This is a genomic window from Humibacillus sp. DSM 29435 (assembly GCF_001758225.1).
GTDB lineage: Bacteria > Actinomycetota > Actinomycetes > Actinomycetales > Dermatophilaceae > DSM-29435.
Window position 1 is genome coordinate 1 of record NZ_MAST01000032.1, and the last position, 24,043, is coordinate 24,043.

A 24,043-nucleotide genomic window follows, 5' to 3' on the forward strand; every position below is an offset into this window, starting at 1 on the left:
CCTTCCCATAGGTAGTGCTGTCGCAGCACGGCGTGCCCGGCTTCGAGCTGGCGGGCGGTCACGGTGTGCAGCCGATCCGCGGGGACTTCCTCGCGGTCGGCCGCTCGCTGAAGCAGGGTCCGCAGCTGCGCGGTGCTGCGCCCGCGGTGGGCGGCGCTGTACAGCTCGGCCGCGCCGGTGGGGTCACCGAGAAGGTCTCCGAGGATGCCGCGCAGCGCCGGTCCTGCTGGCCCTTGCAGGTGGGTGGCGGTCTGGGTGAAGTAGGCGAGCAGGTCCCCTCGCAGGCTGCCGGTGTCGGCCAAGTCCTGCGGGTGGGGTAGCGCGCTTTGCACGGCGGCCAGCACCAGGTCCCGCTTGCCGGGCCAGCGCCGGTACATTGACGCTTTGCTGACCTTGGCGCGGGCGGCGACGGCGTCGATCGTGAGCGGGCCGTACCCGTGCTCGGTCAGCTCAGTCAGGACCGCGGTGAAGACGGCGGCAAGCAGCTGTTCCCCGCGGCGCCGGGGCCGGCTTCGGTGGTCCTGGGCTTCATCGGAAGCAGTGGCAGGCTGTCTCATTGATCCTCCTGGGCGGTGACGACGTCACCGCGGGCACCATTCGACACGCACGCGTTGACCGTCGCTCAGTACGCGCGTGCCGATACCGGTCCCCATCACGACCGGTATCCCGTACTCGCGGGCCACGATGGCCGCGTGGGACCCGAACGATCCGGTGTCGGCGACCACGGCCGCGGCCCGCTGGAACAACGGGGTCCAGGCCGGGTTGGTGTACGGGCAGACCAGGACCTCACCAGGGGCAAGCCGACCGAACTCATGGGGTTCGCGGATCACCCGTACCGGGCCGGTGGCCTGGCCCCCGCCACCGGGTGTACCGGACACCAGAGCGTCCGGGTCAGGACGGCGAACCCCGGGATTGAGCGTGGCCGGAGAGATGAGCGGAGCCTGACCAAACTCAGCCCTAGTGGCAGCTCTCGACCTGATCAGTTGTTGGACCTCAGCTTTCTGCGGGGAACCGACCTGTGCCGGGTCGCCCAGCGACTGAAGCTCGGCCAGGTGCAGGTGGTAGATGTCGCTCGGGTCACCCACCACCTCGGCGTGGTGGAGGCGGCGCCCGGCCTCAACGACCATCCGGATCAGGACAGGGCGCGCCCGCAAGGCGTGGAAGTGGCTGTCCTCCCGAAACGCCATCCCGGCGCCGGCCGCGGCAGCCGCGCGAAGAATGACCTCACCGGTGCCGGTCCACCGGACCCGCCGACGGCGCACCACCGTTGTCTGCGCGGCCGCCCGCTGATCCACCATCGTGGCCGGGGTTGCTGGTTCGGACAGCAGAGCACGCAACTGACCCAGCAGCAGCTGCGGGTCGCTTTCCCAGGTCGGGCCGCAGAGCAGCGCCGCGCTCGTTGTTTCGCGGTGGCCGAAGGCTTTCAGCCAGGCCCGGAGCGCGGCCCGGAGTGGGTCGAAGGTGTCCGTGGCCCAGACGGCCTCAATCAGGGGATCGTCGGCCAGCGTGGTGAAAGCGTGACGCCACTGAGGGTTCAAGCGAATCTGTTCCGCCATGGCCTGCAGGGCGTCGTTGCCGGCCCGGGTGAGTGTCGGCGCCCCTGACATCAGTGGCCAGAACTGCGCCCCTGCACCGGTCAGGGCAAGCAGGACCTTCAGGCGGAGTAGGCGAGCCGCGACGGCGGGCAAATAGTCGATGCGCAGCTCAACGAAGGCGTTCATCAGATCGAGCACCTGAGCCGGTACCTGCATCAGCTCCGACCAGCTCATCGCTGACGGGTCTTGACCCGCCAGCTCGTCAAGCCGGTCTTCGTACGCGGCGAACCGCGGATCGCGGGTCCACAGGGCCGGGTCGTAACGGCGCCAGCGACGACGAACCCGACCAGGTGTCGTCAGCGTGCGCCAGGTCGGGCGCGGCCGCGGCGGCAGCAGCTGGGTCACCACACCGCCGCTCTCAGGGAACATCGCTTTGACGTCGATGCGGACCCCGGCCAGCTCCCACACCATCCTGGCCAGGATCGCGAACCACCCCGGGACGGTCCAGGCGGTGACATCCAACGGGTAGGGCCGGGTGGGCACGAGCTCCGCGCACACCGCACCCGCCGCCCGATCGACCCGGTTCGCCTTAACGGGAGCCGGCGGGAGTGCCGTTAACGGCCGGGTCTGGACCACCCACAGGGTCCCGCCGTCGTAGGCCCATTCGATGTCCTGCGGCCGGCCGAAGTGCGCGGCGATCCGCACCGCCGTACCGGCCAGCTCCCTCACCACGCCGGCGTCGAGACCCGCGACCGCGCTACCACCGCCGGCCTGCCTGCTGACCCCACCCGAGGCCTGCCCGCGGATGATCACCCCCGCACCACCGGCTCGCCGTTCTTTGATCCGGCCTCGCCCATCAACCACTACGTGCTCAGGAGTCACCACACCCGAGACCACCGACTCCCCCAGGCCAGGGCTGGCTTCGATCACGACCTCATCACGCACCCCGCTCACCGGGTTCGCCGTAAAGGCCACCCCCGCGAACTCCGAGGCCACCATCCGCTGGACGACCACCGCGATGGCCGGCACGTCCCGATAGCCGACGCGCTCGCGGTACAGCACCGCCCGCTGCGCCCACAGCGACGCCCAGCACCCGCGGACCGCCTCCAACACCGCATCCGCACCCAGCACCTGCAGGAACGTTTCCTGCTGGCCCGCGAACGCCGCCCCCGGTAGGTCCTCCGCGGTCGCGCTGGACCGGACCGCTACCGGCCCCTCCCCCAGCACTGTGTACGCATCCCGGACCTGGGAGGCCAGCTCCTCCGGAATGGTCATCGCCTCGATAGCAGAACGCAGCGACGCCGCGGCCCGAACCGTCAGCAATCGGTCACCCGCCGGCGCCTGCAGCCCGGCTCGCTCGAGCGCCTCTCGATACAACCGCGTCGAGACCACGAAGCCGGCCGGGACGATGAACCCGGCCGCGACCAGCTCACCCAGATTGGCGCCCTTACCCCCGGCCAGACCTCGATCGCCTGCCCGAATCGCCGACAGCGGAGCCACAAACCAGCACGACGTCGTCATCATTGCCCTCCTGAACTTCTTCACGACCGTTGTCCGGAGTATAGAGTACGTTTCGTTCTCTAGTCCGGACTGGGGGCACGACCTCACTCCACCCCGGTGGTGAGACAGTCAGGCAGGTCTGACGGGCGATCATCAGAACCGAAGACGCCACACCACCGCTACAAACCGGGCACTCCGCACCAGGACCTGGAAGGACCGAGCTCCTGGGTGACACTGCTTTCGCACCTCACGATCATCGGAGCCACCGGCGGCACCGGCCAGCACCAAGTCACCCACACTCACGCGGCCAGGCCCACGGTGACTGCCCTGGTTCGTAATCCCTCCCGGCTGATGATGGCCCACCAACGTCCGCGGGCCTGGCGTGGGGGATCTTGTTGCCAGAATGAGGGGCGGCGGTACCCGGCGCTCGTCGCTCCGTACTTTGACGGTGGGCAGCGCCAGCGAGGACGGCCTACGTGGCGGCCTGGATTCCGGTCCAGGCGTGGACCTCGCATTGATGGTCTGCATTGTTGCCGGCGCTGAGGACCGTGCCGTCGGCACGAAGGCCCAGGGTGTGAGTGGAACCGGCGGCCACAGCTATGACATCGCGCCAGCCGCCCACGTCACATTGCCCAAGGCCGTTGTCTCCCGTGGCGACGACTTGACCCGAAGCAGTGACACCAACAGTGTGGTACCTCCCCGCGGCCACCGCGGTCACGTCCTGCCAGTCATCGACCGCGCACGCCGGCGAGGGCCGAGCACCGGCCGCGAGGACTCGACCGTCGCTGCGTACGCCCACCGTATGCAAGTAGCCGGCCGCGATGTCGGTGACGTCGCGCCACGTGTCGAGGTCGCACTGTCCCCGGCGGTTGACCCCGGCGGCCACCGCGGTTCCGTCAGCGCGGAACCCGACGGAGTGCCAGTCCCCGCAGGAGATGGCTATCACCTCACTCCAGCCGTCCACGGCGCAGGCGCCCTCGGATTCTCGACCCGTCGCGAGAACTCTTCCATCGGCGCGGAGCCCCAGCGTGCGTCGCCACCCGGCCGCCACCGCGACGAGGTCCTTCCAGGTATCGAGCCCGCACTGCCCGTCGCCTTTCCAACCCGTGGCCACCGCGGTGCCGTCGGATCGAAGGCCAACCGTGTGCGACCGTCCCGTGTTCGTCGCGGTATGCACGTTCCCAGCAGCGACGGCAACGATGTTCACCCACCGGCCGATATCGAGCTCGCTAGAGGTGCCGCCCACGGCGACGACGGTCCCATCCTGGCGGCGACCGACCGAGTGACGCCTCCCGGCCGCCAAAGCGACTCCAGGTCGGATCTCACCTCCCGCCCCGGATACCCGCATCGTCCATCACACGGTAGTCAACAAACACTCCGTCCGCGGCGGTGAAGGGCAGCATCCCCCCGCGCCCAACTGCCCCGAGAGCCGATGGCGGGCACGTGCTGGCCCCGGTTGTCGGATGCCCCTCAGCTCGAGACCTACGAGTCACCGGCATCACGTTACCGGGGTTGTTGAGACTGACAGCCGACTGGGTCTCGTGGTGGGGTCTCCTTCGTAGGTGGGGGGCGGGTCCTGTGTTGGGGCAGACCGATGAGGACACCGCCGAGGATGAGGGCCGCGCCAGCAATCTGAGCGGTGGTGAGTCGTTCGCTGCCAAGGACGGCGCCCAGCAGGGTTCCGGTGAGTGGATTCAGCAGGCCGATGACGCCTACGGTCCCAGCGGGTAGGCGCCGCAACCCGTAGAACCAGACGCTGTAGGCGACCGCGGTTGCGGGTAAGGCGACGTAGCCGAACGCGAGTACCTCTCCCAGCGACAGCGCCGGCGGTGGTCCTTCTACTGCAACCGCCAACGGCGCCAGCAGGACCCCCGCGATAGTGAGCTGCCACCCGGTGAATGTCATGGGCGAGACGGGGGGGGTTCCACCGCTTGGTGAGCACGAAACCGAGCGAGGAGGAACCCATCGCCACCAGGGACGCGAGCACGCCAACCGGGTCGAGCTGTTGGGATCCCGCCTGCAGCAGCAGAACTACTCCAACCAGTCCGGCCGCAGCTCCCACGACTCCGCGGGCTGGCGGCCGCTCGCCGGCCAACGGCCAAGCGAACAGCATGATCGCGGCTGCGGACAAGGCCATGAGCGTCGAGGCCACACTGGAAGGCAGCCGCTGGCCGGCCACATAGATCAAGACGAAGAACCCGCCCACAGTCAGCACCGAGATCAACGCCGTGCGCCACCACCACGATCCCCTCGGCAAGTCTGGGCGCAACGCCAACAGGATCAGTCCGGCAGGAAGGGCTCGAATGCTTGCACCGAGTAGCGGTAGTCCTGGCGGAAGGTAGTGCCGGGTGACGTAGTAGGTCGAGCCCCACGCAATGGGTGCACAGGCCGTGACTGTCGCCGCTCTGACCACATTCGCTTCCATGGAAGTGAGTGTACGCTTCCATGGAAGCGAGTAGCATGAATGGGGTGTCGGACGGGGAAGATCATGTGGACCTCATTCAAAGCCAGTGGCGGCGGGAACGTCCAGACGTCGACGTGAGTCCCCAAGGCGTCATCGGCCGACTACACCGGTTGGCCCTTGCCCTGACCGAAGAGCTCGTTGAGGTCTACCGGGATTTCGGCCTGAGCGAGGGCGAGTTCGACCTGCTGTGTGCCCTGCGGCGCTCAGGCGAACCGTTCGAATGCCAACCATCAGAGTTGGCCCGACTGACCATGGTCACCACAGGAGGAACTACCAAAAGGATCGACCGCCTCGAGGCCAGCGGCTTCGTCGTCCGCTCCACCGCCAACAGCCCGGACGCGCGAGCCAAACGAATCCGCCTCACCGACCGCGGCCGCCACCTCATCGACGAAGCATTCACGGCGCACATGGCCAACGAAGTCCGTCTGGCCGCCATGCTCAGCGTCCACGACCGCGAAACCCTCGAACCGATCCTCAAAACCTGGCTCGCCTGCCTGTGAGGCAGGCACAAGTCAACATCTCTCGCAACAAGGCGGAACGGTTCCGTGGAGGCTACGACGCAGGATCCGAGTGCGTTTGAAAGTACGATCCCCCGAACCGAGAAATGACAAACGGCTGGAGACGTGCACAGAAGCGGCGAGCTTCATCAGGAGTTCCCTGAGCGTAGCGAACTGGCGTCATTGATACGAAAAGCGGTTGTCCTGCCCACGGGTGAGGTCCTTTCTGCACGTCGAAGCCAGCACCGGATGGCGCAGGTCGTGGGTCTGCCCTGCTCGTGGTCAACTTCGGTGCAAGTGCGCGCCCACTGGTTCAGGTTGCGGGGCGTCCACCCAACGTGATGAAGACAGAGACTCAGACATTCAACGGCGGCTCGACCGCCTTCTCGGAGAAGTGCGCGGAGATCGCCCCAGTGGTCAACCCCTTGGCGGACGCGGAGATGGCGATCGCGTCGACGTCAGTCAGGCGCCGTTGCGGCTTCGCCACCATCCGCGTGCAAAGATGCGCGTCCGGTCCAGCCCGCATCAGACCGTCGCTCAACGCCGTGGTGAACACTTCCCCGCTGGATAGCCAGGGGAGGGCCCGCGATGTAGAGCGCACGGCAGGAAGTGGCCTCGGAGCGGCCCTACCTCAGGTCCTCGCGGGAGCACTCACCTCGCACCAGACCGTCAGCGACGGGGCGGGTCGTAGCCTCAACCCTGGCCCAAGTTTCCGAGGTCACGCTCCTGCGAACCTGTCGCCGCTGCTCTGGCTGCCAGGCCCGGTCCGGGTCACCCCAGTACTGTGTGCGGCATGGCATCAGGGGATGTAGAACAAGACCGGGTAATCGAGGTCGACGGGTTCACCATGACCTTCGGGCGCACCACGGTCATCGAGCACCTCTCGTTCGACGTCATGCGGGGGGAGACGTTCGGGTTCATCGGGTCCAACGGGTCGGGCAAGACCACCACGATCCGGGCTTTGTTGGGGATCTACCAACCCACCGGCGGCACCCTGCTCGTGAACGGGCACGTCTTCACCCCACAACAGGGCTCCACCCTGGGGTACCTGCCCGAGGAGCGCGGCCTGTACAAGAAGGAGAAGGTTCTCGACGTGATGGTCTACTTCGGCCGCCTCAAAGGCCTCACCCCCAAGGAGGCGAAGACCTGGTCGATGGACTACCTGGAGCGGGTCGACCTCACCGACAAGGCCGGCACCCGGGTCGACAAGCTCTCCGGCGGGCAGCAGCAGAAGATCCAGCTCGGCGTCACGATCATGAACACACCCGACCTGCTCATCCTGGACGAGCCGACCAAAGGGTTCGACCCGGTCAACCGGCGGCTGCTGATGGGCATCATCGAGGACCAGAAGAAGGCCGGCGCAACCGTGCTGATGGTGACCCACCAGATGGAAGAGGTCGAACGACTCTGTGACCGGGTCATCATGCTCAAAGACGGCCGCGCAGAGGCGTACGGCACCATCAGCGAGATCCAAGACCGCTTCGGCGGGCGGACCGTGCGGCTGCGCTACGCCGGGCAGCTCCCCGCCACCTCCCTCGACTGGGAGGCCACGCTCGTTGACCGGAACTATGCCGAACTGTCCCTGAACAATGACGCCGACGAAGCAGCCGTGCTGCGCGACCTGGTCGAAGCCGGGATCGCGGTCTCCAGTTTCACGACGACCAAGAAGTCGATGGACGAGATCTTCGTGACGATCTACGGCGACCACGACGAACCCTCCGAGACCGCCCAGGCCGTGGCGAACTGATGGCCACGCACAACCTGGGCACCGTGATCGGGTTCGAGTTCGGGCGGACCCTGAAGAAAAAGACGTTCTGGATCGTCACCCTGGCCGTCCCGGTCGTCATCGCCATCATCTTCGCCCTGGTCTACGTCAGCGGCAGCTCCACCGACCAGAACGTCAAAGACCAAGCGAACGCCTCGATCCGGTTCGTCTACACCGACCCCTCCGGTCTGATCACCCCCATCCAAGCTCAGGCTCTTGGCGGCGCTCCCACCACGAACCCCGGCCAGGCGGTCGCGGACGTGCGCGCCGGGCGGGTCCAGGCCTACTTCGCCTACCCCACCGATCCCGCCACCCAGACGGTCCGCGTCTATGGGCAGGACGAGGGCATCTTCAAGAACGGTCAGTACCAGGCGGTGGCCGAGCGTCTTCTCAAAACCGCGGTCACCGACAAGATCGGCTCGCCCCAGCTGAGCACCCTGGCCGCAGACGGCGCCACCTTCGAGGCCATCACCTACCGCGACGGGCATGAGAGCGGCGGGCTGAACTCCGTCATCCCACCGTTGCTGTACCTGCTGGTCTTCTACCTCGTGATCTTTTTGCTGGGCAACCAGATGCTCAACTCCACCCTGGAGGAGAAGGAGAACCGGGTCACCGAGATGATCCTGACCACCTTGAATGCGACGACCCTGATCGTCGGCAAGATCATCTCGCTGTTCCTGATCGGCCTCGTCCAGATCCTGCTCTTCACCACCCCCGTCCTGGTGGCCTACTTCTTCTTCCGAGACCAGCTCGCACTACCGAGCCTCGACCTGTCCCAGCTGCAGTTCCAGCCGGGGCCGATGATCACCGGCGCTCTGCTGCTCTTCGGCGGGTTCCTGCTCTTCACCGGAACCCTCGTCGCGGCCGGAGCGATCATGCCCACCGCCAAGGAAGCAGGCTCCATTTTCGGGGCCATGATGGTGCTGCTCTTCGTCCCGTTCTACGCTCTGTCCCTCGTGGTGAGTAACCCCGCCTCGCCCATCGTGCAGATCTTTACCTTCTTCCCCTACACCGCCCCCTTCACCGCCATGCTCCGCAACGGCCTCGGCTCCCTCCCCGGATGGCAAGCCGCGATCGTCATCACCGAGCTCATCGTGCTCGGCTCCCTCGTCCTGCTCCTAGCCGTGCGGATCTTCCGCTACGGCAGCATCCAGTACACCTCCAAGGTCTCCCTCACCTCCGCCCTCGGCAGACGCCGCCACTCCCCCGCGCCGACCCAGACCGACACCCCGGCCAACTGAGGCGGGCAGGCCCCGCCGGCGCAGCCCCGTGCACTCCCCGAGGGCGCCGCGATGAAATCGCGTTCGACGAGACAGCCACCCGGCGCGACGAGGCGGGGTCATCTGCGGATCTGATCTGCGACAGGGGTCAGCATCGATGCCTCAACCCATTGCTGGACCAGGGTGTCCTGCTCCTCGAGGTAGAACACCGTCAGTGCGCGCCACCCGCCGGCGGGTCCGCGGACCATCTCAAAATCAAGCCCGGGACCGGGCCGGGCGTCCCGGGTGGGCTTTGAACCCAGACGTGAGAGCGGGCTGGCGGCGGCGCGGGCACATGGTGCTCGACGCCTCGCCCGGACCCACCTGCCATCCCCCCATTATGGAACACCTGTTCGATCGACGGAGCCTGCGATCACGGCGGGCCTGATCCTGGTCGGCGCGGGGCTCGCCGGTTCGCCCGGTTGGCGCAGGACCGGCCGCAGTACCGCCGTTTGCCTGCGGCTATGAGGGCACAAAACTCGACTTGGCATTCGGCGCAGACCGTGACGGTGCCCTTGCGGCCCGCCTTGCCCACCGCGGACATGCGCTGGTCGCGCTCCTGGGCGGCTTCGGCTGAGACCGGGGCGCCCATCTCCCGCCAGATCCGTGCTGCGCGGCGCGGGTCCCGTGCCTGGGCCAGGGCCTGCCCGGCCGGTGAGGCGCTGATCCGGGTCCCGTTCTGCACCTGCTTGGCGCGGACACTGTCCGCGACGAGGCCGCGGGTTCGCTTCAGCCCGTGGCGGACCCGGTAGTTGGCGGCGCCGTCGTGGACGTGGGCGGCGTGCAGGCCCAAGTGTTCGAAGCGGAGCCCGCAGTCAGCACAGAGCAGCAGGCCATCGTCGGTCTGCTGCAGGACGCCGTAGACGCCGTACCCGTCCGGGTCACCGTAGGAAGGCTGGGACACCTGCCCACGTTCTCCTGCCGAGAGAACCGCGGTCAAGGACGAGAGACACGCTGAGCGGATCCCGCCACCGCCGCGACAGGGCCTGCCTCCGCCCGCTCCCGGTGAAACGGTAGAGGTGCAGCGATGATGGTGGCCATGGAAACCCGACCGCCTGCGCGTGCGCTGGGTCATCTTCTGCTCGAGCCCGAAGTCGCCCGTGTCGTCGGCGTCCTCCCGGTCTGGCTCGACCCGATGGTTCGACACCTAAGGTTCCCGGGCCCGGTAGGCGCCCGCAACGGTGTGCGCCAGTGGCGCATCGAAGCGGTAGAGGCCTGGCTGCGGTGGCACGGTCTGGGCCGGCTGGCCCCCATCCTCTCGGAACGGAACCTGCGCTGGCTCGTCCTGAGACTGGTCGCCCGCCAACCGTCCGCCTCACTCGGACCGGCGGCCGGCGTACCCGCCAACGATGTCGAGCGGCAAACCGCCCGCCTCGCGGTTCACCTGATTACTCAGGTCCCGTACGAGATGCAGCAACAGTGGGCCCGCGCACGCCGGGCCGGGTCCACGGACAGGCAGATCGCCGCCCACGCCAGGATGGGGGTCACGTTCGTGCGGCTCGTCGTGGACGGGATCCCCAGACCGCTCTCCGGTGGCCGGATCAACCCCTACCAGCTTCGCCAGCTCTGGGATGAGGGCCTACCGATCGCGGTCATCGCCCAGTGTGTCGGGCGCAGCGTACCGCGCACTCGCGCCGAGATCGCCCAGGCCGGCGACTTCCTCCCGGCAAGGTTGACGTCCAAGCAGATCGTGGCCCGCTTCGGTTGGACCCGCACCAACGTGAGGGGGCTGCGGCAGCACCCGCACTTCCCGCCACCGGACGGCCATCCGACGGGCGCCACCATGGGCAAGGGGACATGGTGGTGGGCCGCCACCATCGACCAGTGGGAGGCTGGCACCAAGCTGCGCCGATGTCGGGTCTGCGGCGCCCGAGTCCAACGCCTCGGCACCCACCAAACCAAACACCAATTGCCGAAACGGCCCGCCGTGGAAGAGGATCACGACCATGCGCAAGACGATCACCACCCTCATTGACGACCTCGATGGAGCGGAAGCGGTCGAGACCGTGCGGTTCGCTCTCGACGGGACAACCTACGAAATTGACCTTTCGGGAGAGAACGCCGCCGCTTTGCGAGATGCCGTCGCCCCCTACACCGCTCGGGCCAAGACCGCGGGACACCAGCGACGCATCCGCACCACGCTGCGATCAGCGGGGCCCTCGCGCAACGCGGAGATTCGCGCTTGGGCCGCGTCCGCGGACATCGCGGTCCCGGCCCGGGGCCGTATCCCCGCCCCTGTGGCGCAGGCCTTCGACGCCGCTGACTGAACCTGGGCCGACCTTCCGCCAGCCGTCGAATTCACGAGACCTGGCCGACCCAGTTCACTCCACAGACGTCCTGCGCTCCGGGACCGGATCTCCACGGTCATTCTCATGGTCGGGACACGCATTAGCCCGTCTTGTTTAGCTGAAGATTCCCGAGACACCCCAAGTCGAGCTGACCGGGTGGGGTCGTTCGTCCACACCTCCGGCCGACCTGCGTCCCGGAATGTCGCCACGCCGAAAGCGGCTCGTCCACCTGGTGCTAGTGGCGCGTGTCGTAACTGATTTGACAGTTAGCGGACTGGGACAATGGGCCCATGGCGAACCGTCCCGCAGAGGCGTTGGGGTTGCGTGAGGGTGACCGGGAGGAGCTGGCCCGGTTGACGCGGGCCTCGTCGGTGCGGGCGGGGTTGGCGCAGCGGGCGCGGATCGTTTTGCTGGCGGCCGACGGTGAGGCAAACACGGCGATCGCGGGGAAGGTCGGGGTGTCGCGCCCGACGGTGATCACGTGGCGCAATCGGTATGCCGCGCACGGGATTGCGGGGCTCGAGGATGAGGCTCGATCGGGTCGGCCCCGGCGACTAGACCATCGCAAGATCGTCGCCGAGACGTTGAAGCCACCACCGAAGAAGTACGGGGTGACGCACTGGTCGTCGCGGCTGTTGGGCAAGCACCTGAAGATCAGCAACGGCACCGTTGCCAAGGCGTGGCGCGACTATGGGGTGGCCCCGTGGCGGGTTGAGACGTTCAAGTTCTCCACCGATCCCGAGCTCGTCGCGAAGGTCACCGACGTCGTCGGGCTCTACCTCGCGCCGCCCGAGAACGCCATCGTGCTGTGCATCGACGAGAAGTCCCAGATCCAGGCGCTGGACCGGACCGCGCCGATGCTGCCGATGCAGCCCGGGCTGCCCGAGCGGCGGACCCATGACTACAAGCGGCACGGCACGACGACGCTGTTCGCGGCCCTGGAGATCGCGACCGGGAAGGTGACTGGCGCGGTCAAGCCGCGCCACCGCCATCAGGAGTTCCTGGCGTTCCTCAAGCAGGTCGCCCGGGCCTACCCCGAGGGCGAGCTGCACCTGGTCATGGACAACTACGCCGCTCACAAACGGGTCGAGATCCGCGACTGGCTCGCGGCGAACCCGCGGATCCACGCCCACTTCACCCCGACCTCGGGGTCGTGGCTCAACCTCGTCGAAGTCTGGTTCGGGATCATCGAACGCCAAGCCATCCACCGCGGCACCTTCACCTCGGTCCGCGACCTCAACAAGAAGATCCGCACTTTCGTCAACGGCTGGAACGACCGCTGCCACCCCTTCGTCTGGACCAAGACCGCCGAGGAGATCCTCAAGAAGGCCAACCGTCAGACCACTTCAAACACGAGCCACTAGGGCACCTGAGGCACGACGGGTACCGAGGCTTTTGGGTGGCCGTGGTACTGAGCTCGGCCACCGCTTTGCGGTGGGCCGAGCTGATGTGACTTCTCCGGGATCGTGAACCCGGTCCTGCGCCGGCGCGACACTTCCCGCCTCGCAGGATGGGAGTACGTCTTGTACGCCAGCAACCGTGCTCGGCTGTCCGTGCCCGGCCGGGCTCGGCGATCTAGGCGCGCACCAGCGACGGGTTGTCCCCCGCCTGTCCGCCCGTCAGACGCACCTGTACTGGGCAGGTGGAATGACCCGTGAGGGTGTGAATCTTGGTCGCGAGCCAGCCCCGGGACCGGCCCAAGGTGTAATCGGCCCGGCTTGGCAGGCAGATTCTTGTCGTTCGACCGGCACCCCGATGTGGCCCACGGCGTCCTCACCCGCCGGGCTGCTCCCACTGTCGCGGCGCACCCGCGGCGTGTTTCTGCGCCTGCACCACCGAGTAGTCCACCGACAACAGCTGCACCACCGGCAGCTCGCGCGTGTCCTCCGCCAGCAGATTCACGGTCGAGGCTCACACCGATTTGGACTGTTAGCGTGCAGTCGCGGCAAAGGGGTTTTGTCGCGGACTGGGCCTCGGACCGTCGGGTCCGTTTCGTCTGGGTTTCCAACAGAGAGATGGTGGAGGAAGGCTGCAGCGCTCATAGCCCGGGTCACGGTTTGGACAGTCTGGGCGGCGGCGTCGTGTATCGCTTCGCGGACGGGCTCCGGCAATGGCACGAGCCGGTTAGCCAGCAGGTCCCTCGGACTGACCCACGGCTGCTCGGATGTTCCAGGGCGGCCTGGCGGCCGATCTTTGACAATGCCCATAGCCATTGCGTTGACGGCGCGCGCGCTGCCGTTCAGAGTCGGCTCGCGGATGACCGTGTGGACGAGGTGGGCTTGGTCGACGGCTGCGCTGAGCGCGTCTTGAATGGTGCGGGCCGTGGCCGCGAGATCGACGCGATCGGCCATGACGGTCGGGCTGGCCAAGGTAGCGCGGTCGTGAATGATCTCCATAATGGCAGCACGGGCCTCGCTGGCGGCGTGGCCGAGGTCCCGATCAGGCCGCCGGGCGCTGGGTGGTGTCAGAACGCGCCAGGTACTGGACATTGCTGCCCAACTGTTTTGGGCGTCCTCAAGCGCGGGTGAGAGGCGCGAGCGGTACTGGCTCGGGTCGACGGCGCCGGTCTCGGCGCCGGCTCGCAGGAGGGTGTGACCTGCCAACATAATCAGGGCTTGACTCTGGGCGGTGACGATCAAGTCCGCTCCCCGGGCATTTGCGCTGAGGGTGCGGTGCACCTGGACGTCGAAGCAGGCCAGGGCCTGCCCGAGTCGACTGCCGGAGGGTTTCGGTTTGTGTTCGCCGCCCAGCGCGCCGGGGTACGTGCGCGCGACGTAGGAGCCCGCCAGCTGCTCGAACGCTGACACTCGCGCAAACGCTGCCCGGGAACGGGTCAAGGACTCCGGTGCTGCGATGACGTGACGGTCCGCCTGGATCCCTTCCAGGGTGCGGATGTCCTGCCTGAGCGCGACGTTGACGCCGTGCGAGGCGACGTACAGCGTGTGCATCAGCCGGGACTTGGCCGCTAGGAGGTCCTCCCGTACTTCGGCACGCATCGGCCGGACGTCGCTGCGCTGGTGCGTGACCAGCTCGCGGGCCTTGAGCAGGTTCTCGGAAATTCGCAGTAGCCGGGAGTCGGCTGGCCCGTCTCCGGGCCATCGCTCAGCCCGGGTACGCAGCATGGTGCGGGTGATTCCCTGCAGTTGCTCCATGTAGGTGTCATCGGGTTCGACGGCATCGCCGCCGAGAGGGTTACGCGCCGTTTTCGGCAACGCCTGCCAGAGGTCGCCTGCGCTTTGGACCAGTTCACCCCAGGTACGCACCATGGTGCGCCCGCCCACCTGATCGACGTCCATGAGCACGTCCCGTGCGATGAGTTCTGAGTCCAACAGGAGCTCACCAACACTGCGGAAGTCGGCCGCGCTCACGAGTGGTGCTCGCGGATGAGGTGGCAGATCGCGACGATGACCGCCGATGTGCCCGTGGGGAAGGCCACGATGGGGTGCATTCGGGTCAACGCCTCGGCGGCGCGGAGCAGCTGCAGCGGGTCGGTCTGCAGCGGGATCGGCTCGTCGACCTCGGCGCTCACGGGTAGCAGCTCGAGCGCTTGGCCGGCTACCAGCTGGGCCCCCAGGCTGAGAGCGAGCAGGCCAACCTGTCTCGGGCCCGTGCCTGCGTCCGTCGCTTGACCGGCTGCTTGGTCCGCGGCTCGGGCCAAGAGCCGGACCACCGAACAAAGGGCGTCCTGAGCTTCTGCCCGGGAGATGTCGCTCGTCGTAGTCAAAACTGCTCCTTCTCGTGAAGAATGTGTTGATGCCTCACCCCATAGGCCCGCCCTCGGCTTTGCAGCTGAGCGCGATGGGTCTGTGGATTTGGCCGCCGAGGTGAGGGAGGTGGGGAAGACGCTGGCCTCACGAACCAAAGCCGACTCGTGAACGGCTGGCGGTCAGGAATGCAGCAGGGACCCACAGATCGCACGAGTGCTTGGTGAGGGCGTGAGGAGAGTGGAGGCAGCGAAGGAGTTGGCGATGCACCAGGGGTGCTCGTCGGTCAGTGCGGACGATGGTGATCGGTGAGGTGGTCCCGCCCGTCGCGGCGTGGATCGTCGTTGTTGCCGGCCTCGTCGTTGACGCGTTGTTCCTGTGCGGGGTGGAGGAAGCCGCAGCGTTGCGCGTTCGCTATCGGGCGCGCCGGCTCACGGCCGCCGAACAGGACGCGCTGGCGCCGGCGATGAAGCTGCTGTGCCAGCGAGGCAGTGGTCCCTGTCGGTGCCACCCGCTCAGACGTGGCCCCCGCCCTCTGGGCGATACCATGGCAGATCTTGCTCGGCCTAGGCCAAGGCGTGGCTTGTGCCTTCTCGTGGTTGTCTTTGGTGGGACTTGTTAGGCGCCTGCGGTACATCCTCGGTGTGGTCGTCGCTGTTCAGAGCTGGGTTGAGGGGACAACCGTGTTGCGTACCGCGGTCGCAGTGGTCGCTGTGAACTACCTGCTGCCCCGGTGGGAGTCAGGTGGGCGGCCGCCCTGCGTGACCTCGGAGACGAGCAGGTGAAACAGGCCGGGCTGGCCAGGCTTCTGTCAACGGTTCTCCGCCGATGCTCAACGTCGTCGCCGGCTACGGTTGATCGGAACCACCGCCTGCAGGCCCCTTCCGAGCCTTGGGCGCGGTCACGAAACCGGGCGTGGGGTGGCAGAAGCCTCGGGATCGCCGTCGGGCGTGGGCATCGTGAATCTGCGGATATCACCGTCGGCCCGGGCCGCGGATCTCACCGTCGTAGCTGGGCCTGTGGTTCTTGCGTCACCGACCGGGTCGTGGTGGCTCCCGAGTTGCCGCTCCAGGGGTGGGGTTCCGTGTCCGAGTGTTCAGCCGGCCGCGGGCAGCGTCGCTGACTCCCTGAGCAGGGTTGCTGGGAGGTGACGGTGTGCCGCTCTCGGGAAAGAGCTCAAAGCCAGCCATCCGTCGGACGTCGACCTCGCCGATCGGGTTGGACCCCTGCTTCACGCCTGAGCTTGTTGAGCACTTCCCGAACGACCATAGGTCCAGCAGGATCCTCCACCATGGGGTCTACGAACTCGCTTCCGATGACGTTCGGGTTTTCGTCACAGTCATAGACGGCGTCCATTCCCGCCCGGTACCCGAGCTGGTCGACGAGGTGTTCCACCATCTGTGGGTCTTGCACGGCTTGGCTCATGTCGCCACCGTGACGGACCAGGATGTGGGCCGCCGTCGGTGCGGGAACGTACGGTTCCTGCGACCACGTCGCTTCCCGGTGTTCCCTGTTGCTCGCCTCCGTCTGTTGGTCAACGATGCCTGCCGCTCGCTTCAGACAGGGTCTCGTTGGCCCCCGGACACCTGCCATCCACCCCCAACCTCAATGCTTCGGACACGTCGAGCCCGAGCACCTGTGGGTAACCGAACGGGTCCATCCCAGCAGGATCGCGGGGCAGTCTCTTGCACCCTTGGAGAACGTGGTCCGCAAAAGCGACACTGTGGTTCGCGGTGACCTGCGCCGTTTCGATAGTGCTACGCAGATGATGACTGCCCTGTTGCGCGCGCACAAGGTCTCGGCCCGCCACTATGACGGCCACCTCGGCGCGGTCGACATGGAAAGGGCGGGCTCGCAAGCCGAGCTCCAACCCCCGGACTTCAGCCGCGAGGTGCGCGACGTCGGTGAGGTGTTCGCTGGCAGCGGCTGCCATCGGCGGCGCAAGTTCTAGGAGGGTGGTCAACGCCTCGACATGGACCCGTAGAGCCGCCAGGTCGGCAACGCTCTGGGCCCGCATCCCCGCCTGTGGGATGTCCCAAACGGATGCGCTGGCTTGCTTGCCCAGTGCGATAGCGACAATCACCTCGCGGGTGATCGCAACGCCATCGTCGACGGCGCTGCGGCACGGTCGGCCAACGAGCGCCATCTCTTGAGCCACGATCTCCCTTTCACGGACTCCCCTGACCGGGTCAGCAGCGGCGGCCACCCGGGTCTGCGTCTCTGCCCTAGTCAGCGCCCGTGAGGCGGCGGCGGCCCCCCCTGCAAACCCTGAAGGTGAACTCGCGCAGAGCTCACCTGTCGCTGGGCCTGGGTCAGCAACTCCAGAACGTGTTCCGTCTTCCCCGTCTCGGACACCGTCATCGTCAACTCTCCATTCCAATCGGCGAATCCGGACCCACGCACTCACTGCCAGTCGTAAGCGGCCGCCACGAACCGCTGAACGCGATCACCAAGGAAAGCCACCGCGCAGGCTGCCGGTGTTCACCCTCGGTAGACCCGCCTTAGCGACTGGATCGACAGCGTTGGCGTTGACGTGATGATGGCCGCACCGTCGGGGCGCCCGCCGCCGCAACGCGGCCATCTCCTGATCCAGCACCGCTTTCCGACACGCCCTTCGTCAAAGTCGAAGGTTGGTTCCTCACCGAACGAGGAGCGTGACGACGTGCTTCTCGTTCGCACACCGAACCGCTACCTGGTCGACCCACTGATCGCCCGATCGGTCGGATAACACCTCACGGTATAGGCCGACACGCAGTCGCTCCTGCAGCGACACCGAGCGAAGGCCTCGGCGGATGAGGATGCCACCGCGCATGCGCTTTAGGCTATGACCGTGACAACCGGACGCGTTGTCGCTCGCTTCTGGACGCACCCCGGTCGACGCCTCCGCTTGTGTGGCTGAGATTTGAACGCATTCGAGGGGGCTGCGCTTCTGCGCAACATGTGGCGCCGACGGTGCTACCGCTGCAGGGGATCGAGCGCGCCGTCGGCGTTTCACCCACATGCCGAATTGCGGACGTCGCTCAAATGATTGGCCATGCATCGTTGTGGATTGCTATTCACCGCACGGGGCGTCTGATGCACTTACCGTCTTCTGCTCACGCGACCGCGGTCGGCTGTACGCGACGGGTTCATCGGTTCGGGTGGGCCGCCTCGAACGCGTCCCGGTTGAGGAACCTTCCCGGGCATTATCGCGGGCGGGTCTTCTGGGATCGGTGCTTACTGCATCGAGGCGGCGACGACTTCACTCGCCTCGTCTTCTAGAACGTCCGTAGGACGTTCCGCTTGCGGAACACGCGCGCCCCGAGTCGGTCGTTCGGTGTCTGTCCGTGGGGCGCGTCGATAATGGACCAGTGATTTGGCCGTTGAAGGTTCCCGCCGAGATCCGCGATGGCGCACTGTCCATGCGGTCCTACAGCGGCAGCGACGCTGACCCGCTGTTCGCCGCCCTGTCCGACGAACGGTCTTGGGAGCACATACCTCGCGCCATCCCGCGGGATGCTCCCGCTCTGGACGCGATGATCCAGGCCAACGTGCGCGAGGGCCTGCGGCAGACGTTCATCATTCGTGTGGACGCCCGCGTTGTCGGTATGACCTCAGTGCTGTTCGATCCGAGCGATCCCGATGGTGTCGAGGTTGGCGGTACTCAGTTCGATCCAGATGTCTGGGGAACCGGCTGCAACGCGATAAGTAAGCGCCTGCTATTCGAAATGATCTTCACCCAGGGTGCCCAGTGGGTTCAACTTCGCACTGACGAACGCAATCATCGCTCAGCCGCAGCGATCCGCAAGCTTGGTGCACGTGACCTCGGCTTACACCAGGATGTCCGGATCCGACGGGACGGAACGCAACGGCGGAGTCACCTCTTCCGCGTCGATCGACCATGCGTTTAGGGGTCCCGACGCGTTCGTCCCGGTCTACCTGAAGAGACGGTCAGCACGCGCGTAGTCTCGAAAGACGAACACTCCCTGCGTCCCGCACTGGGTTCGACTGTAGGGACAGGTTCGCGCGTCCTATTGCCGCTGAGGACCCAAGGTTTGCTGGGTACAGTGCGATGGACGATGCGGATGTTCGGTGAAGAAGGTGAGATGCGAGCTGGAGTCGCTCTGGCGGCTGGGAAGCGTCACTCGGTCGGTCGCCGACAGGATGGGACCGTCGTCGCCGTGGGCGGGGGCACTTCCAACGAACTCGATGTCGGCCGGTGGCGGGACATCGTTGCCGTCGCTGCTGGCAATGTGCACACCGCGACGAACACGGGACGGTCGCACACGGTTGGCCTGCGATCCGACGGCACCGCGGTGGCGACGGGTTGGAACGGCGACGGGCAGTGCGGGCTCGATACCTGGCGGGACCTCGTCGCGGTGGCGGCCGGGTGGCGACGCACGCTTGGGCTACGCGGCGATGGCGGGGTTCTCGCGGCTGGTCGAGAATCCGAGGGCGCCTGCGCCGTGGACGGCTGGAGTGAGGTGGTTGCCATCTCTTGCGGTGACTGGCATTCCGTTGGGCTCCGCGCTGAGGGGACCGCGGTGGCCGCCGGGGTCAACCGCCGGGGACAGTGCGACCTCGATACGTGGCGCGACGTCTGCGACATCGCGGCTGGGTATCTGCACACGGTGGGCGTTCGCAGCGATGGCCGAGTCGTCGCCGCCGGTGGGTCCTCGGCGGCGTGCGGGGTGGATGACTGGCGGGACGTGGCCGGGGTGGCTGCTGGGAGCTACCACACGGTCGGGGTCACCGTCTCGGGTCGAGTCGTCGCCACGGGAGACAACGGCCTTGGGCAATGTGACGTGGGTGGCTGGCGCGACGTCATTGCTGTGGCTGCCGGTTCTACCCACACCCTGGGCCTTCGTGCCAACGGCATGGTCCTCAGCGCCGGCAACAACGCAGATCATCAATGCGAGATCCACGGCTGGGCCGGAATCCAGCGCGCCAAATAGGCCGACGTAGGTGGAGTTGCCAACCGCCGAGTAGGCCCTACGGGCGCCAACTGCGGCCGCCCCCTCTCAGTCTCGCAACGGGATCCGCCACCGGGTCCTTTAACAGTCTCTGACATAGGCCTCCTTCAGGCGTGAGACCAGCAGCCGTCGCCAGGAGCTACTGGAAGCGGCTTCAACCGCGTCCGGAAGCGTCGCAGTGGCAGGGTCACAATGGAAAACGAGGAGACCGGCCGGCACTCGTGCGCGATGCTGGCGTCATGTCTGCAGCGACCGCATTCGCCCTCGTGGCCGCTGCGCTCACGACCGCGGGCACTCTCCCGCAGCTGCATCGAGCCTTCCGAGTGGTTGAGGGTGTATCAGTGTCGGCGTGGTTGCAGGGGCTGTTCCTCGGGGCCATCTGGGCCGGCTACGGCGTGGCCACGGGCCAGTGGGTGCTGTTGCTCAGCGAGGGAGCGTTTGCCCTGGGTAGCGCCGCGATCGTGTGGCGCCTGCTTGCGCCGCCGCGAGCTCTCGTGAGCCTGCTGGGCTGCATCTCACTCGTCGCCGTGCTTTTCTGGTTAGTCGGGCCCGGACCGTGTCTGATCCTGGCGTCCATAGCCTCGCTCACGGCTCGCTTCGCGCAGATCGTCACGACAGTACGAACACACAGCGCGGCGGGGGTTTCGATCGCAACATGGTCGGTGATCGCCGCCTCAAACGCCGCATGGGCCGCCAATGGAGTACAACGGGCCGACACCATCTTTACCTGGTCTGCGGCAGCTGGCGCCCTCGCCTCACTGCTGGTCATCGTCACCTGCCTCGTAATCCAGACGCCTTCGCGGCTTGTCTGAGGCCAGCTCCGCGCAGGCCACAGAACTCAGTCACGATCACCACATCCACTTACCCGTAGGCGAACCGTCACCGGTGATGCCCCGAGGTCAGGGAGCGGCCCCGCCCCGGCATGGCGGCACCCGTCCCGTTTAGGTCGTCCGGGCCGCACGGTCGAGGGTGACACCCACGCAGGGTGCCCTTGCATCGAACGGTCTATCTGTTACGCGCTGCCGTACGAGTCGCAGACGACTTCAAAAGTTGACACCCGCGGAGGTCCTACCACGACGGCCTAGCCGAGGGCGGTTACTTCCGAGTGCAGCCCACTTCTGACATCCGCGCAGCCGACTTCTGAAACTGACAAGCACCCACCGACACGCCCGTCAAAACCGCTCCAGAACCCGAGTCCGAAACCGCCGAGCCTGCCGGTTCGGTGCGTGCCGGCATGGTTGCCTGCTGCTATAGCGATCATCGGCTACGCACGCGTCTCCCTCGATGAGCAGAACCCGGCCCTCCAGCTCGACGCGCTGCGCGCCGGAGGCGCCGAACGGGTTTACGTCGACCACGCCACCGGCGCCACGATGAGCCGGCCTCAGCTGCGCCTGGCCCTCGACGAGGCACAGGCCGGCGACGTGCTCACCGTCTGGCGCCTTGACCGCCTCGGCCGCTCGATGGGTGACCTCATCACGCAGGTCAACCAGCTTGCCGCGCGCGGCATCGAGTTCCGCAGCCTCACGGAGACCATCGACACCACCACACCTGGTGGCCGCCTCACTTTCCACATCTTCGGCGCCTTCTCGCAGTTCGAGCGCGAAGTGCTCATCGACCGCACAAAGGCCGGCCTCGCGGCCGCCCGCGCGCCCGGGAAGCAGGTAGGCCGACCTCGACTCGTTACGCCCGAGCGGGCCAAATCAGCGCGCAAACTACGCGACACCGGCCTGAGCCTGCGTGCTATCGCCCGACATCTGCGCGTCTCGCAAGCCACCGTCGCACGACTACTAGCTGTCGCGCCTTGACGCTGACACGTCAACGGACCTCGCTGGTGATGGGCGTTGAGTTCTGACCGCAATCGAAGACGAGGGGTCTTGGGAGCAACAAGGCGGGGCGCCGTTTCACCCTCATGCTTGATGTGCGGTAAACACTCATCGGGGATTTGTCGGTGATCGGTCCGGTCGGCGCTAGAGAAACTCAAGCCGCTTCGCGACCAACCGTCAGGGGGTTCGGTTACGTCTACCATCCGATGGCACATCAGGACGGAAGGCGGGGTGAGGGTGCAGTCGTACGACGATGAGTTCACCGCGTTTGCTGCGGCGGCGCTTCCGCAACTGAGGCGCACTGCTTACCTACTCTGCGGCGACTGGCACCGGGCCGAGGACACTGCCCAGGACGCCCTTGTCAGGGTGTACCGGGCCTGGACGCGAGTGGAGCACCAAGGGGCGCTGTTCGCGTATGCCATGCGGGTCACCGTGCGCCTGCTGATCGATGAGTCACGACGGCCGTGGCGGCGTGAGCGACCCACGGGTGAGCAGCTCGACCAGTCAGACCGGCCTGACCTCGTGCTGGACACCGCTAGCCACGTCGCCGACCGCGACGAGATGGTCCGCGCCCTGGCCGCCCTACCGCCGCGTCGACGCGCCTGCGTGGTGCTGCGCTACTACCACGACCTCTCGGTCAATGAGACCGCCGAAGCGTTGGGGTGTAGCGAAGGAACGGTCAAGAGCCAGACCTCCCAGGCGCTGGCCACCCTCCGCTCCCTGCTGGGGGACGCCGCGATGGAAGGAGTTCGACAATGACCGATCTGAGGCAACGACTCCTAGAAGCGGCAGAAGGCTCCGAACCGCCCCTGCACACCGACCTATCACGGCTGCTGGGCCGAGCCCGAGCCGAACGGCGCCGACGCCGCGCTCTGCCGGCGTTGGCCCTGGTGGCGTGCATCGCCATCGGTATCCCCCTGGCCACGGCACGACTAGGCCCCGACACCGGCGCCGGTCCTCAACCGGCTGCCCCCGCAGCGGCCTCTCCCAGAGCGACGCCGACGGCCCAGAGCCAGACCACGACGGCCCAGATCGTCAATGCCCCCCTGGCCAATGCGGAGGTCGTCCGCCGCTGCGCCCCGCAAATGGCCAAGTACGACGCAATTCCACGGTGGCGCCAGACTTCGGGCCCCACGTCGGGCTGGAGCGTGGTCAGTGCTGACCGGACGCGTTACCGGACTGGTGACGTGGTCGCTATCCAAGAGCGAGACGGCGGCCCAGGACGACTGTGTCTGATCCCTCAACGTGGGCAAGAGAGTGGGGAGGTGCCTTTCACGTACTTCCTACCCGCTGTCAGCCAGGGCTCGCTGATCGCTCAGATCTGCTCGGAAGCCGAGTCCACCGGCCGGCCCGTTCCTGACCTACGCGGGGCCACCGTCATCGCCGCTCAACGCACCAACACGGTGCTCAGCGCCGTCCTCAAAAACAAAGGTCAACGCTTCGGCTGCACCATCCCGGCGACGAGCATAAGCGGCAATGTCTACTTCGAGACCCGTGGCCCGCTACCGGCATCACCCTCCCTAGAAGCTGGGGCATTCAGCTCGGCATCACTGTCGACGATGACAAAACCTGCGGCCGGCGTCGTCTTCTGGGGCAACGGAGTGTTACCCACCAACGTCTCGACGCTGGAACTCCGTATCCCCGGGCAGAACCCGGTCACCGTCCCCGTCCGCGACGGGGCGTTCGGATTCGCTTACGAGGCGCCGCTCACCCAGGCGGCAAACGTCGACGTTGTACTACTCGACCGGAACGGCAAAGTGCTTTATACCCGTCCACGCGGCCAGCAGCCCTAGGCCACCAAACCCGACGCAAACCCCTCGAAGACCTGAACCCGAGAGGCAACATCACACCTGCTCTCTCCCTCCTAGCGTCATCCGGCTCGAGAGGTCCGAATCGCCGCCCAGGGTGGCCGTGTTCCACCGCACCGTAGGGGCTCCCGCCCATTCCATCCTGAGCACCTGACAAGCGCCCTTAACGTCCGACTTTGCCGCAGGCCGCGCGTGGCTCTGCGTCAGCGGGATCACCCAGGCAGTGTGAGGGAATGGCCCAGAACTCGAGCGCCCGGCACATCGAGCCCGTTGGCCTCGATTCTTGTCTGCAGCAGCTCAGCTACGTGGTCAGACAACTGCGCGACTCGGTCTCCATGCAGCCGTGGTTCTAAATCCTGCGTCGCCCCTAATAGGGCGACCTCATCGTTAACCGGCTCTTCGTACTTGAGCGGGGCGCCCGGTAGTTGATGGGGCTCGTGGCCCCGAC

At 66.8% G+C, this 24,043-nt stretch carries 24 protein-coding genes and 1 pseudogene; 12 read left to right on the plus strand and 13 right to left on the minus strand.

The features are described 5' to 3' along the window. The 5 genes and pseudogenes from BA895_RS16120 to BA895_RS24560 all read right to left on the minus strand — a co-directional run. On the minus strand, window positions 1-557 hold a 557-nt coding region (locus BA895_RS16120), incomplete at its 3' end, for a TetR/AcrR family transcriptional regulator (protein WP_070192916.1). Between the two features lie 24 nt (window positions 558-581). After that, complete coding sequence (locus BA895_RS16125; RefSeq protein WP_217493931.1) at window positions 582-3,059, minus strand: PEP/pyruvate-binding domain-containing protein; 2,478 nt, start codon at window positions 3,057-3,059, stop codon at window positions 582-584. A gap of 448 nt (window positions 3,060-3,507) precedes the next feature. Then, on the minus strand, window positions 3,508-4,281 hold the full coding sequence (locus BA895_RS16130) for a chromosome condensation regulator (protein ID WP_254666510.1): 774 nt from the start codon (window positions 4,279-4,281) through the stop codon (window positions 3,508-3,510). Window positions 4,282-4,538: 257 nt separating this feature from the next. Continuing rightward, window positions 4,539-4,940, minus strand: coding sequence for a DMT family transporter (locus BA895_RS24555; RefSeq protein WP_254666511.1), 402 nt, complete (start codon window positions 4,938-4,940; stop codon window positions 4,539-4,541). Window positions 4,941-5,115: 175 nt separating this feature from the next. Next, a pseudogene (locus tag BA895_RS24560) lies at window positions 5,116-5,460 on the minus strand (EamA family transporter); the annotation flags it as partial. Window positions 5,461-5,504: 44 nt separating this feature from the next. On the opposite strand from BA895_RS24560, the gene BA895_RS16135 reads away from it, so the two are divergent. Beyond that, a complete protein-coding gene (locus tag BA895_RS16135) occupies window positions 5,505-5,999 on the plus strand; it encodes a MarR family winged helix-turn-helix transcriptional regulator (RefSeq protein WP_371327727.1) in 495 nt (164 codons plus the stop codon). A gap of 352 nt (window positions 6,000-6,351) precedes the next feature. Here BA895_RS16135 and BA895_RS24815 read toward each other — a convergent pair whose 3' ends face one another. After that, on the minus strand, window positions 6,352-6,552 hold the full coding sequence (locus BA895_RS24815; protein WP_070192918.1) for a hypothetical protein: 201 nt from the start codon (window positions 6,550-6,552) through the stop codon (window positions 6,352-6,354). Window positions 6,553-6,789: 237 nt separating this feature from the next. On the opposite strand from BA895_RS24815, the gene BA895_RS16145 reads away from it, so the two are divergent. Beyond that, on the plus strand, window positions 6,790-7,743 hold the full coding sequence (locus tag BA895_RS16145; RefSeq protein ID WP_070192919.1) for an ABC transporter ATP-binding protein: 954 nt from the start codon (window positions 6,790-6,792) through the stop codon (window positions 7,741-7,743). Continuing rightward, on the plus strand, window positions 7,743-9,002 hold the full coding sequence (locus BA895_RS16150) for an ABC transporter permease (RefSeq protein WP_070192920.1): 1,260 nt from the start codon (window positions 7,743-7,745) through the stop codon (window positions 9,000-9,002). Before BA895_RS16145 ends, BA895_RS16150 begins: the two co-directional genes overlap by 1 nt. Window positions 9,003-9,393: 391 nt before the next feature. Here the strand turns inward: BA895_RS16150 and BA895_RS16155 are convergent, their stop codons facing one another. Next, entirely contained in the window at window positions 9,394-9,924 is a 531-nt protein-coding gene (locus BA895_RS16155) for a hypothetical protein (protein WP_070192921.1), read from the minus strand. A gap of 123 nt (window positions 9,925-10,047) precedes the next feature. Between BA895_RS16155 and BA895_RS16160 the strand changes: the two genes are divergently transcribed. The 3 genes from BA895_RS16160 (at window position 10,048) to BA895_RS16170 (ending at window position 12,672) form a co-directional block, all read left to right on the plus strand. Next, entirely contained in the window at window positions 10,048-10,995 is a 948-nt protein-coding gene (locus BA895_RS16160) for a hypothetical protein (RefSeq protein WP_070192922.1), read from the plus strand. After that, a complete protein-coding gene (locus BA895_RS16165; protein WP_070192923.1) occupies window positions 10,967-11,287 on the plus strand; it encodes an Lsr2 family protein in 321 nt (106 codons plus the stop codon). The genes BA895_RS16160 and BA895_RS16165 overlap by 29 nt, the downstream gene beginning before the upstream one ends. 311 nt (window positions 11,288-11,598) lie before the next feature. Beyond that, on the plus strand, window positions 11,599-12,672 hold the full coding sequence (locus tag BA895_RS16170; protein ID WP_139142721.1) for an IS630 family transposase: 1,074 nt from the start codon (window positions 11,599-11,601) through the stop codon (window positions 12,670-12,672). Between the two features lie 409 nt (window positions 12,673-13,081). Here BA895_RS16170 and BA895_RS24735 read toward each other — a convergent pair whose 3' ends face one another. The 5 genes from BA895_RS24735 to BA895_RS16185 all read right to left on the minus strand — a co-directional run bounded on the left by BA895_RS24735 (window position 13,082) and on the right by BA895_RS16185 (window position 17,170). Beyond that, a complete protein-coding gene (locus BA895_RS24735; RefSeq protein ID WP_256388456.1) occupies window positions 13,082-13,210 on the minus strand; it encodes a hypothetical protein in 129 nt (42 codons plus the stop codon). Then, window positions 13,207-14,676 carry a hypothetical protein gene (locus BA895_RS16175; RefSeq protein WP_070192924.1) on the minus strand — a complete coding sequence of 490 codons (1,470 nt, stop codon included), beginning with the start codon at window positions 14,674-14,676 and terminating at the stop codon, window positions 13,207-13,209. Before BA895_RS16175 ends, BA895_RS24735 begins: the two co-directional genes overlap by 4 nt. Then, window positions 14,673-14,837 (minus strand): hypothetical protein, encoded by a 165-nt coding sequence (locus BA895_RS24020; RefSeq protein ID WP_175442354.1) that lies wholly within the window; start codon window positions 14,835-14,837, stop codon window positions 14,673-14,675. The genes BA895_RS16175 and BA895_RS24020 overlap by 4 nt, the downstream gene beginning before the upstream one ends. A 1,351-nt stretch (window positions 14,838-16,188) precedes the next feature. Then, window positions 16,189-16,437, minus strand: a complete 249-nt coding sequence (locus BA895_RS23645) for a hypothetical protein (RefSeq protein ID WP_139142722.1) — start codon at window positions 16,435-16,437, stop codon at window positions 16,189-16,191. Between the two features lie 109 nt (window positions 16,438-16,546). Then, on the minus strand, window positions 16,547-17,170 hold the full coding sequence (locus tag BA895_RS16185) for a hypothetical protein (protein WP_139142723.1): 624 nt from the start codon (window positions 17,168-17,170) through the stop codon (window positions 16,547-16,549). A 1,192-nt stretch (window positions 17,171-18,362) separates the two neighbouring features. Between BA895_RS16185 and BA895_RS16195 the strand changes: the two genes are divergently transcribed. The 6 genes from BA895_RS16195 (at window position 18,363) to BA895_RS16220 (ending at window position 23,580) form a co-directional block, all read left to right on the plus strand. Beyond that, on the plus strand, window positions 18,363-18,902 hold the full coding sequence (locus tag BA895_RS16195; protein ID WP_070192928.1) for a GNAT family N-acetyltransferase: 540 nt from the start codon (window positions 18,363-18,365) through the stop codon (window positions 18,900-18,902). Between the two features lie 195 nt (window positions 18,903-19,097). Next, a complete protein-coding gene (locus tag BA895_RS24740) occupies window positions 19,098-19,946 on the plus strand; it encodes a chromosome condensation regulator (RefSeq protein WP_070192934.1) in 849 nt (282 codons plus the stop codon). Window positions 19,947-20,305: 359 nt separating this feature from the next. Beyond that, on the plus strand, window positions 20,306-20,776 hold the full coding sequence (locus tag BA895_RS16205; RefSeq protein ID WP_139142724.1) for a hypothetical protein: 471 nt from the start codon (window positions 20,306-20,308) through the stop codon (window positions 20,774-20,776). A gap of 438 nt (window positions 20,777-21,214) precedes the next feature. Continuing rightward, window positions 21,215-21,769, plus strand: a complete 555-nt coding sequence (locus BA895_RS16210; RefSeq protein WP_070192935.1) for a recombinase family protein — start codon at window positions 21,215-21,217, stop codon at window positions 21,767-21,769. A gap of 249 nt (window positions 21,770-22,018) precedes the next feature. Then, window positions 22,019-22,546 carry a SigE family RNA polymerase sigma factor gene (locus BA895_RS16215; RefSeq protein WP_217493933.1) on the plus strand — a complete coding sequence of 176 codons (528 nt, stop codon included), beginning with the start codon at window positions 22,019-22,021 and terminating at the stop codon, window positions 22,544-22,546. Between the two features lie 506 nt (window positions 22,547-23,052). Beyond that, complete coding sequence (locus BA895_RS16220) at window positions 23,053-23,580, plus strand: hypothetical protein (protein ID WP_070192930.1); 528 nt, start codon at window positions 23,053-23,055, stop codon at window positions 23,578-23,580. A 227-nt stretch (window positions 23,581-23,807) separates the two neighbouring features. On the opposite strand, the gene BA895_RS24235 is transcribed toward BA895_RS16220, so the two are convergent. Then, the coding region (locus BA895_RS24235) for a hypothetical protein (RefSeq protein WP_217493934.1) at window positions 23,808-24,043 on the minus strand (236 nt) is incomplete at its 5' end.